Here is a 13588-nt window from a genome sequence, read left to right on the forward strand (position 1 = left end):
AGTTGATTCTCTTAAAGATACACTTTAAATTAATAGATACTACTCCTCTTCTCTAAATTTGACTTTTTTCATATTTGGTAACAGAGCGGCTATAATACCTATTAAAGGTAAATAAGCACAAATCATATAGATATTCTCAATAGAAGTACGATCAGCCCACCATCCTAGAACAGCAGATCCTAAACCTCCCATACCAAAAGCAAAACCATAAAATAAACCAGATACCATACCTATTTTACGTGGTAATAGCTCTTGTGCATATACTAAAATAGATGGGAATGCAGAAGATAGAATTAAACCAATAATAACAATTAATATACCTGTCCATTCTAAAGAAGCATAAGGTAGTAACATCGTGAACGGAGCTACTCCTAATACTGAGAACCAAATAATGTATTTACGTCCTACCTTATCACCAAAGAAACCACCTATTAAAGTTCCTGCTGCCACAGCTAACAAGAAATAGAAAAGGTAAACCTGCGCTTGTACTTCACTAATTCCAAACTTATCCATTGTATAAAATTGGAAGTAACTAGAGATACTAGCTACATAAAAATACTTAGAAAAAATTAGTAATAATAGAACGACAATAGAAGTCCACACTCTTAACTTAGAAAGTTCTGGAATACGAATAACTTTCTTCTTTTTTCCTACTTGACTCTTTAATACATCTTTATACCACCCTCCAATAAAAGCATATACAAATTGAGCAATAAAACCAACAACCAAAAACCATAGTAAATGTTGTTGTCCTTTTGGTAAAACTACCCAAGCCACTAATAATGGAGCTAGAGCTGTTCCTGTATTTCCACCTATCTGAAAAATAGACTGAGCTAAACTGCGTTTACCTCCTGATGCTACATAGGACACTCTAGATGATTCTGGGTGAAAAATAGATGACCCCACCCCTATCAATATCACAGCACATAATACCATAGCATAAGAAGGCGCATAACTAAGTAAGATTACCCCTAACATAGAGCAAATCATACCAATCATTTGTGAATAAGGTTTTGGATGTTTATCTGTATAAGTACCTACTAAGGGCTGAAGTAAAGAAGAAGAAACTTGATAACAAAAAGTAATCATCCCGATTTGTGCAAATGTCAAGTTATAGTTAGTCTTTAAAAGTGGATAGACTGCTGGAACTATAGCTTGTAAAAAATCATTACATAAATGTCCAAAGCTTATGGCCAATAGGATTGGAAAGACTGTTTTTTGATTTACTGTTTGTTCATTGATTTTGTTTACTAATGTTTTGGGTGCAAAAAGTTTAGTATTCATTACGTCGTTTTTCGTTAAGCCCAAATATAATAGGTTGTATGCATACTGACCTAACCGTTCAAATAAATTTCGAAATATACCTATTTTTAGTACTTTTACCTTTTATCATTATACCAACACAATAGATTCTTAAAAATGTCACAGCATAATTATAATAAATCAGCGTTAACTGAAAACAAAGGTATTGAACAACCTAATACTACAGATCAAGATGCTATAAGTAAGTTTCAAGCTAGACGTAGGCAAAAGATATCTACTGATGAGATCATCCAAAGAATTATAGCCAAAGATAAAGTAGCTTTAAGTCAAGGAATTACACTTATCGAGAGTTTAAATCCATTACATCACACACAAGCGGATGAAATAGTTCAAGGATGTCTTCCTTATGCTAATAAATCTGTACGTATTGGTATAACGGGTGTTCCTGGTGTTGGAAAGAGTACATTCATAGAGACTTTTGGTCTATTGCTGACCAGCCTAGGTAAGAAAGTAGCTGTACTAGCTATTGATCCAAGTAGTAGCATTACGAAAGGAAGTATCTTAGGAGATAAAACACGTATGGAAGAGCTAGTAAGAGAAGAAAATGCTTTTATACGACCATCAGCATCAGGAGATAGTCTGGGCGGAGTAGCTAGAAAAACAAGAGAAAGTATAATCTTATGTGAAGCATGCGGCTTTGACACCATCTTAGTAGAAACTGTAGGTGTAGGACAAAGTGAAACTGCTGTACAGAGTATGGTTGACTTTTTCTTACTACTTAATCTAGCAGGCGCTGGTGATGAACTTCAAGGAATAAAAAGAGGTATTATGGAAATGGCTGATGCTGTTATTATCAATAAAGCTGATGGGGAAAATATAAAAAGAGCTCATATGGCTAAACTAGATTACAATAGGGCTTTACATCTATTTCCTAAAAAGCCTTCTGGATGGACACCAAAGGTGAGTACATGTAGTGCTATCGAAAACACAGGAATACAAGAGATCTGGGATATCATTATACAATACATTACATTGACTAAGGAAAATGGTTACTTCGATAACAGACGTCAAGAACAAAATCAATATTGGATGATGGAAACGATTAATGAGAATATACTGATGAATTTCTATAATCATCCTGAAGTAAAAACAATGCTTACCAAAAATAAGACAGCAGTGCAAAACAGTGAATTATCACCATTTGCAGCTGCTCATAAGATCTTGGATTTATATTTTAAATCACAAGCCTAAATAATTTAGTAAGATTTAGCTTATTTTAAATTAGTCCTCTTCGTCTAACTCTTCATCATCTACATAACGCTCCATTTCTCTTTCGTAAAACTCTCCTGCTTTTACGATTAACCCTTCCATTTCAGCTTCTATTTCAGCTTCTTCAGACTCTTCTATTGCTTCTAAGAATTCAACCTCATCAGTATTTAAATTGATGATAAATCTAGGAAATTCTAAATGTATGATAAAAATATCCTCAGGATACTCAGTATTATCAGCTAGTACAAATTTTGGTAACTCCATATTATTTCTAATTATTATTTATTAATCTATTTGACAATGTATGAAAACGCCAATAAAGGCATATTGCAGCAGTAGTTAATCCTGCTAAAAGGCCTATCCATATTCCAGCAGCTCCAATACTTGTATATAACCCCAAATAAATAGATATAGGGAATCCTATAATCCAGTATGATACAAACGTAATTCCCATAGGAACATTTACATCTTGAAGCCCTCTTAATGCACCTAGTGTCACTACCTGTATACAATCAGATATTTGAAAGACCGCAGCTACAAGCAATAATATTCCAGCTAATTTAATCACTTCTTGATTCATTACAGCATTTTCAATACTATTATTATCTAAAAATAACATTGGAATATATTGGTGAAATAAAACAAAAAGAAGAGCAAACCCCGTATAAATAATTATAGCCATTAAAATAATCGATCGTGCTACTACTCTTAACTTCACATAATCCTTTAAACCTCTCTGATTACCGACTCTAATCATAGCAGCAACACTTAATCCACTTGCAAACATAAAAGTCATTGAAGACATACTCAATGCTATCTGATTAGCTGCCTGTGCTTCTGTACCTATCATTCCTGATAACCATACTGCTCCTACAAAAAGTGCTACTTCAAAAAAACTCATCATTCCTGAAGGAATTCCAATTTTGGTAATTTTAAGTAACATCTCCTTTTTGATTTCATGAAGCTTAATATGTGATAAGAAAGGTTTAAATATTTCTTGTTTCTTCAAAGCGAAATGCATGTAAACAATCATCACAATACGCGAAATAAGTGTACCATAAGCTGCCCCTAGCATCCCCAATTCGGGGAAAATCCACACACCATAAATCAGCAAATAATTAAACAGTATATTCGTTAAATTTGCAATTATCGTTGCATACATAGAATTTTTAGTCTGTGATTTACCATCTGCAAATTGCTTATAAGATTGATACATTACTAATGGAATCAAAGACAAAGCTACAATATCTAAGAATGGTTTTGCAAGTATCGTTACCTCCTCTGGTTGCCCCATATGCATTAATAGAGGCTTTGCAAAAAAGATAATACTAAATAACACTACTCCTAAAATAGTACATAATGCTAAACCATTAATAAAGATACTTCTTCCTCCTTGTACATCTTTTTCAGCATCACTATGCGCTACTAAAGGAGTCAAAGCTGTTGAAAATCCGACACCTAAAGCCACTGCTATAAAAACAAAGCTATTAGCTAAAGATGCTGCAGCTAATTCTGTAGCCCCTATTTTCCCAACCATTATATTATCAATCACTCCGACTATGGTATGTCCAAGCATCGCTAATATAATAGGATAAGCTAAACGTATATTATACTCAAATTCTTTATAGTATACAGATAAATTCATTTACAAATTTTTGTGCAAATATAACGACTGTAAGTGTAAACTCATTCCTCTAATTACATGAATAAACAAAAACGTCTTTTCAAATGGCAAGTTTATTGCAGTATATTTTTCTCAAACAACAAAATAAAGACACAATCCTCATGATTAAACTCACTAAAAAAATTTCACTTACAGTGTTTGCACTAAGTGCTATTTTAGTTGCAATGCCAGCTGCAGCTCAAAAGAAAGACAAACCTTACTATCCTAAAGGATTTAGAGTAGGTTTTGGTCTAAACGGAGGCATGCCTTTAGATTCTAAATATGATGCTGCACTTGGTGTAGATACTAGAATCCAATATGACGTTAGTCAAAAAACCTCATTTACTTTAACTTCAGGTTATACTCATTTATTTAATGGAGATGAAGGAGATTTAGGATTAGTCCCTATAAAAGCAGGGTTTAAACAGTTTTTAAACAAAAATATCTATGCTATGGGAGAATTAGGAGCAGGTATCGGTACTCACTCAGGAATGGGAAACACCTTTATTTGGTCACCATCTATCGGTTTTGCTAATCGCTATGTAGATGTAAGTCTTCGCTATGAGAACTACAATGATTATAACACTGATCAACTTGCTGTCCGTGTAGCCTACGGATTTTCTTTAAAAAAGAAAAGCAAAAAGAAATAGAAACATAACTGAACAATAAAGCCAATTCAATAATTGAATTGGCTTTATGATTATCTTACTCTTCATTCTTTAATTTTTCAATATACATATCCAAATCCTTCTGAATATCAGGAGCTAGCTTAGGCAATTTGATATCGTCATATTTACTAAACACCTCTTCTAATATCTTTGCAAAGACATAACGGCAATAAGCCTTATCATCAGCAGGCAAAACATACCAAGGACATTCTTGTGTAGATGTTCTATTAATAGCTTCCTCATAATATCTTTGATAATCATCCCAGTATTCTCTTTCTTTAATATCACTAGGTTCAAACTTCCAATTGTGTTTTTCTTTTTCTAATCGACGTAATATTCTTTTCTTCTGCTCCTTCTTACTCAAGTGTAAAAAGAACTTCAAAACAATAACTCCATTATTACTGATATGTTTCTCAAAATTATTAATCTCTTCATAACGTTTGTCCCAAAACTCCTCTGTAATATCTTCTGCTTTATTAATACCAGGTATTCTTTCATTTAAAATTACTTGAGGGTGAACTCTAGAAATCAATACATTCTCATAATGACTACGATTAAATACGGTAAACTTTCCTCGCTCAGGCAAAGTCACATAATGTCTCCAAATATAATCATGCTCTAACTCATAAGACGTTGGTTTCTTAAAGCTTTGCACCACTACCCCTCTAGCATTAAAAGCCTTAAAAACTTCTCTAATTAAACTATCCTTTCCTGCAGTATCCATTCCCTGTATACAGATTAGTACACTATAACGATTATGAGCATACATCACATCCTGAAACTTACCTAAATTACGACTCAGTTTTTCTACTTTTCGAAAAGCCTTCGTCATTGATAAGTTCAAATCAGGTACAGTTGATAATTTTTCTAATTCAACTTTATTGTCTATTCTATATTTTTCCTCTATATTCATTCTCAGAAATTTTTAAGCTTAAATTACTATTTTATTTTAATTTACTCAGCTTTTATATAACATTTATTCCATGAAACAAATTGCACTTGAACTACTTTTCCAGATATTAGGCATTGGAGCTGCATCTGGCTTAGTGTATAATGATAACCAACTCCATATCATTTCTGACAATTCGACTTATTTCTATCATTATAGTTTAGAAAATAATCATCTTTATAAAACTTCTTTATCAAGTGACAATCTAAGTCAAGAGAATATAGAGAAAGCTATTAAACCTGATTATGAAGCAATCACTACAGATGGATTAAACTATTACATTTTTGGCTCTGGTTCTAAATCTAATAGAATAAACCTAGTAGAAGTAAATGGTCTAACACACGAAGTCCTTTCAGAAAACGAATTAGACATACTATATGATTCTATGAAAAGTTTTGCTAATTTAAGTGATGCTGACTTTAATATAGAAGGCGTTATTTTTGACAACGATCTATGGTATTTCTTTAACCGAGGAAATGGACCTAAAGGGGCTAATGGAATATTCGTAGTAAAAGGAAACAACATTCTAAATGATTTTCAAATCACTTATACTCCAATCAAATTACCTAAACTTAGCAGAGTACAGACTAGCTTTACAGATGCTGTTAAAGTAGAGGACAAAATATACTTCTTAGCTGCTGCAGAAGATGGCCAATCAACCTATGCTGATGGAGAGATTAAAGGAACTATACTAGGACGTATAGATACCAAAAAATTAAAAGTAGAAAAGACATTAACCATAAGTAAAACACATAAATTCGAAGGTTTAACCCTATATAGTCAAGAAGGAAAAAACTTAGAATTCTTACTATGTGAAGACCCAGATAATGACAAAAACGAATCGGGAATATACAAGCTAACAATTAAGAATTAAAGCTTCTTTTTATCGAAATAAAAAAGCAGAAGTAATACTTCTGCTTTTTTAATTTTATTAGCTCTAAAGCTATATTGAATTAGTTGTTTTCGTTTGTCTTAACCTTCTGTTGGTCCAGACCGCAAAGATAAAATAAAAAATACAAATCCCCCACATTTTAATAAAGACATCGCTAATTTCTGTCAGTGATGCTCCGAACTGTGTAAGAGATATAAATCCTTTTACTCCTAACGTACTTGGTACCAATACAGAAACACCTTTTATCCAAGCCGGAAAGGCTATTGTAGGCCATGAAGTACCACTAAGCATTAGAGCCGGAATAGAGAATACTGTGACACTCATAATCGCCTCCTCTCTTCTTTTAAAGAAGTTTACTAAAGTCATTCCCATAAATGTAATAGACAATATAACAGGAATCAAAAAAATCATAATCTCAAATATATTTCCTCGTTGGGGCAAATTATAAACATGCATGATAATAAGCAATCCTATTAGAAGTAATATCATTGAAATAATCAAATAAGTCAAGGCTCTTCCTAAAGTTAAAAAAACATTGCTAAAACGTCTTTTTTCCGCATAAGAGAAGACCTGAGCAAACATCCCATTCTGACGAAGTGTTCCTCCCATAATCCCCATACCAGTCAATTGTAATGTTTGCAACGCAATGATAAACACTACTGGTATAACGAATGTAGCATATCCTACATTAATATTATAAAGAGGTACAGCCGTGACATTAAACGGACGTCTAGTAGCAATAGCCTGATCCATTGGCGTACTTTTAGCCATTGCCTTGTTCACTTCTACTTGCGCATTGAACGTTCCCATAGAGACCATCACAGCTCCTATAGTTTGCTTATAATAGAGCATATAAGACGCATCTGCATATACAGAGATAGATGGTACTTCTCCCTTTTGCATATCACGAGTAAAACCTTTTGGTATCATAATAATACCTCTTATTTCACCTTTATCATATACTTCCTTAGCCGCATCAAAATCACTTGTATGATACACTACCTTTAACTGATGTGTAGCATCTATCATTCTACTAACCTGTTGCCCTAGCTTAGCTTGATCCTGATCTACGATTGCTACAGGTAAGTCATCAAAGTTCTCATGTGAATAAACATAAGAGTAGAAGAATCCAACTAACATAAAAGATAGCATATAGGACATCACTACAGCCGAATCCGAAAAGATTAGTTTAAACTCTCGTTTACACGCTTCTGTTATTAAAGCGAAGTTAGATATTAGACCTTTAAACATCGTACCCTCCTTTCTTCAATTTTTTATAGTACAATGGGATACACAACAATCCTACACATACAAATATGGCAAGTGTGATGATGTAATTCTGTTGTATATTATTATATTGAAATCCTTTAATGGCATAATCAACTGTAAAACGCATATAAGAGTGGAATGGAAAAATATAATTAAACCCTCTTATGAATGCGCTCATCCCTTCTGGTGGGAATGTATATCCAGCAAAAGAAAAAGCTAGAGCGGCATAAGATCCTCCTATAGTCAATGCTGTTCTAAGACTAGACATAATAGAAGCCATAAAGAAGGCCATACTCTGACATACCACCACGAAAGAAAAGAAGAATAAATTAATAACGAAGAAGTTTCCTTTAAAAGGAACTCCGATTCGGTAATAAAGTAAACTATTCATCATGAACCCCATTAAACAGAACAATAAGGTATAGGGTAATATTCTACTTATCACCGCTACGAATACCTTATCATTACTCTGTTCTAATAATTCTTTTCCTTTATTATATCTCAAGACAGATCCAAAAACATAAATGGAGATGACCATAATAATAATCTGAAATGACATCGGCATAAAAGCGAGTGTCAGATAGTACCCATAACTTGTATATGGATTATACAGTACATGACTATTCGTCCCTGTAGGAACTACAGTAGCTACAGCCTGTTCTGACATCAGTCCACTCTGTTGTAAACTTATAATCTTTGCCCCAGCAGCTAGACTACCTGCTACCATTTGGAAGTCTCTTTGTATTAATCCTGCAGGTAATAGATACTGGCCATTATAGTAACACACTACATTAGTATAAACACCTTTCTGAGCATTTTTCTGAAAGTCCTTTGGTATTATAATTAAAGCAAAGGAATCTCCTCTTCTAATCGTCTGCTGACCTTCTAACTCATCACTTACCTCATAAGCAATGTCCATACTAGCTGTAGCATCGATCATACGCCCTAACTGACGAGACAATTTACTTTTATCTAAATCTAATAAAGTAACTGGGAGATCTCGTGAAATCCCTTGACTCAACAGTGACGAATAAAAATAGAATAACATCACAGGTACACCTATCATCAAGACAAGTAACCGTGGTGATGTAAACATCCTTTTACATTCACTAATAAATATAGATAAAAAACCTGTTTTAGTCATTACATCCTTTATTTCAAACTACTTTCTAATACTAAAGCACTCATACCTGGTCTAAGTCCTTCTACCTTCTTAGTTGGGTAAGCTTTAATTAAGAACGTTTTCATATCAAAATCACCTTTTGTTTTCGTCGCAGTCCAAGTAGCATAATCCCCCTGAGCAGCAATATACTGTACTTCTAATTCCACCACCTCATCACCTAGAGCAGGAAATTTAGCTGTAAACTTGCTTCCCATCTTAAACTTAGGCATTAGATTCTCTTTGATATTAAAATATACCCACACATCTGATAAATCTACTAGATTAACCACTGGGTAACCAGAATTCACTATCTCACCTTTATTAGGCATAATAGTCAATACCTCTCCTTGTTGTGGAGCTTTTACATCACCTTCTCCTTTCAGAGACAGTACTTCATTCACAGCACCTTGTGCCTGTCCTACCATAGCTAATGCTGCAGCCTTATCCTCTACACGAGCTCCTTTTTGTACCATTTGATACTTAGCATAAGCCGCTTTCTCTACCTCTTGTGATGCCTTAAACTGTGTATATGCTTCATCTCTTTTTTGAGCTGGTACTACTTTCTCTTTATATAAATTCTCTACACGATTATAAGTCTTCTCTGCTAATTCTGCCCCAGCTTTTGCTTGTTGCCACATATTATAAGTCGCAGATACTTCTTCTCCTCTAGCTCCTTTATTTGCTTTAGCATCCATTGCTTGTGCAGCCTGTTTAGCTGATTCCGCCTGTAGTAGCTTAGCATCTATCTCAGGAGTACTTATTTTTAATAACAACTCCCCAGCTTTAACTTGTTGTCCCTCCTTTACTAAAATATCTTCTACACGTCCAGGTATCTTAGAAGCCACATTAATCTGTGTAGCATCTACCTGGCCTTGAATATAGGATTCTGATGGAGCACTCATATACCATAGTGATATAATTAAAATTAAAAGCACTATAACGATAGCAACCATTGCACTTACAACTTTATTTTTCATCTTTTAAAGCTTATATTATTTTGTGTATTGTAAAAAATCATGACTTAATCCTGCTACTTCGAAAAGAGATGCCACCCCTATAGCATAATTATAATTGGCTTGTAGTTTCATTAGCCTTACACCAGACAGATTCATCTCTGCATCGACTACTTCTGTTGATGTTGCAAACCCTTCCGAGAATGCCTTACTTCTAACGCGTAGATATTCCTCAGCTAATTTCTCTTGTACATTAAGACTTTTAATTTGATCTTCCTGCTTTTGAATATCTTGATACAGCTTAGCTACTAACATCTTCACATCACTCTTCGCTTTCGTTTCGAATAGCTCTACGCTTTCTCTAGTTGCCTTAGCAGCTTTGATTTCATTCTTATTTTTAAACCCTTCGAATAAAGTATAACTAACACCTATCCCTACTACCCACGGCTTACTATCTTTCTCTCCTATTAAGATAGGGTTATTATGTGCTAATATTGTTTGTCCGAATCCAAAAACTGTTGGATAATTAGCAGATTGCTTTACTTTTACCCCTTGATCAGCTAGCTCTTTTTGCAACACTAATTTTTGTAGTTCTGGATAATTTTCTACAGCAGAACCTTGAAAGAAGTCAACGTTCTCTAACTGAGGTATCGAAAAGAAATCACTGTCTAAAGCAGCTGTTACTTCATCTACTTCTAAAGTATTTGCTAAGGCTAATCTCGCTAACTTAGCATCTTTTAGCGCTCCATCTAACTGTCTATTAGCTTCTGATACTGCCACATCAGCACTCATCTTTTCTACAGCTGCTATCATACCGTGTTCCTCTAGCTTAGTCGCATCGTGTAGATGTTTATTCATCCCTTCTAAGACTGTTCTTCTTACAGCTACAGCTTCTTCAGCTAACTTCACAGAATAATAGCGCTGTGCTAATTCAGTGATTAACTTATTTTTCGTTTTTTCTAAGTCTTTCTCCCCTATTTTACTCTCTATCTCATGTGCCTTTATAGCAGCATTAATCTTTCCTCCTGTATAAAGAGGCCAAGTAGCCATAAATCCACCAAAAACCATATCTTTTTTATTAAATGACTTAGACCAATTACCTAAGACATCTGGATTAGGTAAATGAATAAAATCTCCTATTCCATTCTTTAGTCCATTTAGATCTACTCCTAGCGATTTGCTAAGGTATAGTCCTCCTCCGAATGCACGTACAGAAGGATAGCGTAGCCCCTTAGTAGCTTGCCATTTATAATGGTGTACTTCTTCCTGTTTTTCTACTGCCTTAATAAGACTATTATCTTGGTACATCTTATTATACGCATCTGTAAATGACAGACTCTCCTGTGCATACACAGAACTAGACATACCTATAAAGAATAATATTCCTCCTACTACAGAGAAATAATCCCTTAAATCTAATCGCTTCATGAACATACTTTCTATTTATATATTGCAAATATAGAGACTATACTCCTAATATTATATTTTACGTAAAATTACCTATAAATTTAAACTTTTTTAATACAATTAAAAATGATTAAACGCTCTTTTTAGCAATAAGCAGTACACAATATAGCGGTACTCTTTTATTGAATAAAACATATACACGAGAGACAGTCTACAAGACATTGAACTCATTACTATAGTACTCAATTTATTACCTATATTTAATCATACTTATCTATTTAGAATACAACTATTCTATAAGAATAGTAAAACTCAAAAGATATGCCACTCTACCTCTATTTAAAAACTAAACTTTAAAATACAAAAAAAGAGCAACCATTATTGGATGCTCTTTTACTATTTTATTTTTCTATTTCTCTAAGATTTTCCATCTTCTTCATTTCTAAGAATCCTTTGATATCTTCGAAATGCTCTAATACTCTCTTATTTCCAAACTCGAATACCTTCTCTGCTAGACCATCTAAGAAGTCACGGTCGTGTGATACAAGGATCACAGTCCCTTCGAATTCTTTTAAAGCCGCTTTGATGATATCTTTTGTCTTCATATCTAAGTGGTTCGTAGGCTCATCCAGAATCAATACGTTATAAGGCTCTAATAATAGTTTCACCATTGCTAGACGTGTCTTCTCTCCTCCAGATAATACTTTTACCTTCTTGTGAATATCATCACCTGAGAACATAAATGCTCCTAAGATATTTTTTATCTGTGTTCTAATATCTCCTTCTGCTATTCTATCCACAGTTTCGAAAATAGTCAAATCCTCATCTAATAAAGAGGCCTGGTTCTGTGCGAAATAACCAATCTGTACATTATGTCCTATCTCTAAGCTTCCTTCGAACTCTATTTCTTTCATAATAGCCTTAATCATAGTAGACTTACCTTCCCCATTCTTTCCTACGAAAGATACTTTCTGCCCACGTTCTACTACTATACTCGCATTTTTAAATACGACATAATCTCCATACGATTTAGACAATTCGTTCACTACTACTGGATATTGACCAGAACGTGCTGCAGGAGGAAACTTCAGCCTAAGAGCAGAGTTATCTACTTCGTCTACCTCTATGATTTCTAATTTCTCTAGCATCTTCACACGAGACTGTACTTGTAATGTCTTAGAATACGTTCCTTTAAAGCGCTCAATAAATTCTGTAGTTTCTGCAATCATTTTTTGCTGCTCCTCATACGCTTTTAGCTGATGAGCACGTCTATCCTGACGCAATACTAAATAGTCAGAATACTTCGCTTTATAATCATAGATTTTACCCATCGTTACTTCGATTGTACGATTGGTAATATTATCTACGAAAGCACGGTCGTGAGAAATAACCATTACCGCTTTAGCTTGATTGATTAAGAAATCTTCTAACCACTGAATACTCTCGATATCCATGTGGTTCGTAGGCTCATCTAGTAAAATCAAATCTGGCTTTTGTAACAAGATTTTTGCTAACTCGATACGCATTCTCCATCCCCCACTAAACTCAGAAGTAGGTCTTGTAAAATCCTCTCTCGTAAAACCTAATCCTTTTAATATCTTTTCTACCTCTGCTTCATAGTTCACCTCCTCTATAGAATAGAACTTCTCACTTAACTCAGATACACGCTCGATTAACTTCATATAAGCATCACTTTCATAGTCTGTACGAACAGTCAACTCTTCATTAAGCTCATCGATCTCTTTTTTCATAGAGAATATACTCGTATACGCCTTAGACGCTTCTTCCATTACAGTACAGTTATCTTCTGTTAATAAGTGCTGTGGAAGATAGGCTATCACAGCTTCTCTAGGTGCTGATATATTCCCTGTTGAAGGTTTATTCACACCTGCTACTATCTTTAATAAAGTAGATTTTCCTGCTCCATTTTTTCCCATAAGAGCAATCTTGTCGTTTTCATTAATTGAAAAATTGACACCACTAAATAAAGTAGTACCACCAAACTGAACTGAAATATCGTTAACTGTAATCATGTAACTCTGTATATCTGTTTTTGAATTAAGTTGCAAATATAGTATTTGTTAAGTACCATC

The 13588-nt window shown here is 34.1% G+C and carries 12 protein-coding genes; 3 read left to right on the plus strand and 9 right to left on the minus strand.

Translation table 11 applies throughout. The features are described 5' to 3' along the window. Positions 1-39 precede the first annotated feature (39 nt). Complete coding sequence (locus tag HX049_RS02140) at positions 40-1284, minus strand: MFS transporter (protein ID WP_286413662.1); 1245 nt, start codon at positions 1282-1284, stop codon at positions 40-42. A 135-nt stretch (positions 1285-1419) separates the two neighbouring features. On the opposite strand from HX049_RS02140, the gene meaB reads away from it, so the two are divergent. Next, entirely contained in the window at positions 1420-2514 is a 1095-nt protein-coding gene (gene meaB, locus HX049_RS02145) for a methylmalonyl Co-A mutase-associated GTPase MeaB (protein ID WP_286413664.1), read from the plus strand. Positions 2515-2544: 30 nt separating this feature from the next. Here the strand turns inward: meaB and HX049_RS02150 are convergent, their stop codons facing one another. Together HX049_RS02150 and HX049_RS02155 are read right to left on the minus strand one after the other, a co-directional pair. Beyond that, positions 2545-2796, minus strand: a complete 252-nt coding sequence (locus HX049_RS02150) for a hypothetical protein (RefSeq protein WP_286413666.1) — start codon at positions 2794-2796, stop codon at positions 2545-2547. A 7-nt stretch (positions 2797-2803) separates the two neighbouring features. Then, complete coding sequence (locus tag HX049_RS02155; RefSeq protein WP_286413667.1) at positions 2804-4177, minus strand: MATE family efflux transporter; 1374 nt, start codon at positions 4175-4177, stop codon at positions 2804-2806. Positions 4178-4317: 140 nt separating this feature from the next. On the opposite strand from HX049_RS02155, the gene HX049_RS02160 reads away from it, so the two are divergent. After that, a complete protein-coding gene (locus HX049_RS02160) occupies positions 4318-4845 on the plus strand; it encodes a hypothetical protein (RefSeq protein ID WP_435793523.1) in 528 nt (175 codons plus the stop codon). 55 nt (positions 4846-4900) lie between these two features. Here the strand turns inward: HX049_RS02160 and HX049_RS02165 are convergent, their stop codons facing one another. After that, entirely contained in the window at positions 4901-5776 is an 876-nt protein-coding gene (locus HX049_RS02165; protein ID WP_286413670.1) for a PPK2 family polyphosphate kinase, read from the minus strand. Between the two features lie 70 nt (positions 5777-5846). On the opposite strand from HX049_RS02165, the gene HX049_RS02170 reads away from it, so the two are divergent. Then, positions 5847-6686, plus strand: coding sequence for a DUF6929 family protein (locus tag HX049_RS02170; protein ID WP_286413671.1), 840 nt, complete (start codon positions 5847-5849; stop codon positions 6684-6686). 69 nt (positions 6687-6755) lie between these two features. On the opposite strand, the gene HX049_RS02175 is transcribed toward HX049_RS02170, so the two are convergent. The 5 genes from HX049_RS02175 to HX049_RS02195 all read right to left on the minus strand — a co-directional run bounded on the left by HX049_RS02175 (position 6756) and on the right by HX049_RS02195 (position 13528). Further along, on the minus strand, positions 6756-7955 hold the full coding sequence (locus tag HX049_RS02175; RefSeq protein ID WP_286413673.1) for an ABC transporter permease: 1200 nt from the start codon (positions 7953-7955) through the stop codon (positions 6756-6758). Then, positions 7948-9069 carry an ABC transporter permease gene (locus HX049_RS02180; protein WP_286413675.1) on the minus strand — a complete coding sequence of 374 codons (1122 nt, stop codon included), beginning with the start codon at positions 9067-9069 and terminating at the stop codon, positions 7948-7950. Before HX049_RS02180 ends, HX049_RS02175 begins: the two co-directional genes overlap by 8 nt. A gap of 56 nt (positions 9070-9125) precedes the next feature. Further along, the gene (locus tag HX049_RS02185; RefSeq protein ID WP_286413677.1) at positions 9126-10112 is read right to left on the minus strand and encodes an HlyD family secretion protein; all 987 of its coding nucleotides are present in this window, start codon (positions 10110-10112) and stop codon (positions 9126-9128) included. A 15-nt stretch (positions 10113-10127) separates the two neighbouring features. Further along, positions 10128-11516 carry a TolC family protein gene (locus HX049_RS02190; RefSeq protein WP_286413679.1) on the minus strand — a complete coding sequence of 463 codons (1389 nt, stop codon included), beginning with the start codon at positions 11514-11516 and terminating at the stop codon, positions 10128-10130. A 380-nt stretch (positions 11517-11896) separates the two neighbouring features. Then, on the minus strand, positions 11897-13528 hold the full coding sequence (locus tag HX049_RS02195) for an ABC-F family ATP-binding cassette domain-containing protein (RefSeq protein ID WP_286413680.1): 1632 nt from the start codon (positions 13526-13528) through the stop codon (positions 11897-11899). Positions 13529-13588: the final 60 nt, after the last annotated feature.

The organism is Myroides odoratimimus, from assembly GCF_030326305.1.
Taxonomy (GTDB): domain Bacteria; phylum Bacteroidota; class Bacteroidia; order Flavobacteriales; family Flavobacteriaceae; genus Flavobacterium; species Flavobacterium odoratimimum_A.

What these genes read in the sequence shown, in the direction of transcription:
- HX049_RS02140 (WP_286413662.1), bottom strand. Translation starts at nt 1,284, where the DNA reads ATGAATACTAAACTTTTTGCACCCAAAACATTAGTAAACAAAATCAAT.
- meaB (WP_286413664.1), top strand. Translation starts at nt 1,420, where the DNA reads ATGTCACAGCATAATTATAATAAATCAGCGTTAACTGAAAACAAAGGT.
- HX049_RS02150 (WP_286413666.1), bottom strand. Translation starts at nt 2,796, where the DNA reads ATGGAGTTACCAAAATTTGTACTAGCTGATAATACTGAGTATCCTGAG.
- HX049_RS02155 (WP_286413667.1), bottom strand. Translation starts at nt 4,177, where the DNA reads ATGAATTTATCTGTATACTATAAAGAATTTGAGTATAATATACGTTTA.
- HX049_RS02160 (WP_435793523.1), top strand. Translation starts at nt 4,318, where the DNA reads ATGATTAAACTCACTAAAAAAATTTCACTTACAGTGTTTGCACTAAGT.
- HX049_RS02165 (WP_286413670.1), bottom strand. Translation starts at nt 5,776, where the DNA reads ATGAATATAGAGGAAAAATATAGAATAGACAATAAAGTTGAATTAGAA.
- HX049_RS02170 (WP_286413671.1), top strand. Translation starts at nt 5,847, where the DNA reads ATGAAACAAATTGCACTTGAACTACTTTTCCAGATATTAGGCATTGGA.
- HX049_RS02175 (WP_286413673.1), bottom strand. Translation starts at nt 7,955, where the DNA reads ATGTTTAAAGGTCTAATATCTAACTTCGCTTTAATAACAGAAGCGTGT.
- HX049_RS02180 (WP_286413675.1), bottom strand. Translation starts at nt 9,069, where the DNA reads ATGTTTACATCACCACGGTTACTTGTCTTGATGATAGGTGTACCTGTG.
- HX049_RS02185 (WP_286413677.1), bottom strand. Translation starts at nt 10,112, where the DNA reads ATGAAAAATAAAGTTGTAAGTGCAATGGTTGCTATCGTTATAGTGCTT.
- HX049_RS02190 (WP_286413679.1), bottom strand. Translation starts at nt 11,516, where the DNA reads ATGAAGCGATTAGATTTAAGGGATTATTTCTCTGTAGTAGGAGGAATA.
- HX049_RS02195 (WP_286413680.1), bottom strand. Translation starts at nt 13,528, where the DNA reads ATGATTACAGTTAACGATATTTCAGTTCAGTTTGGTGGTACTACTTTA.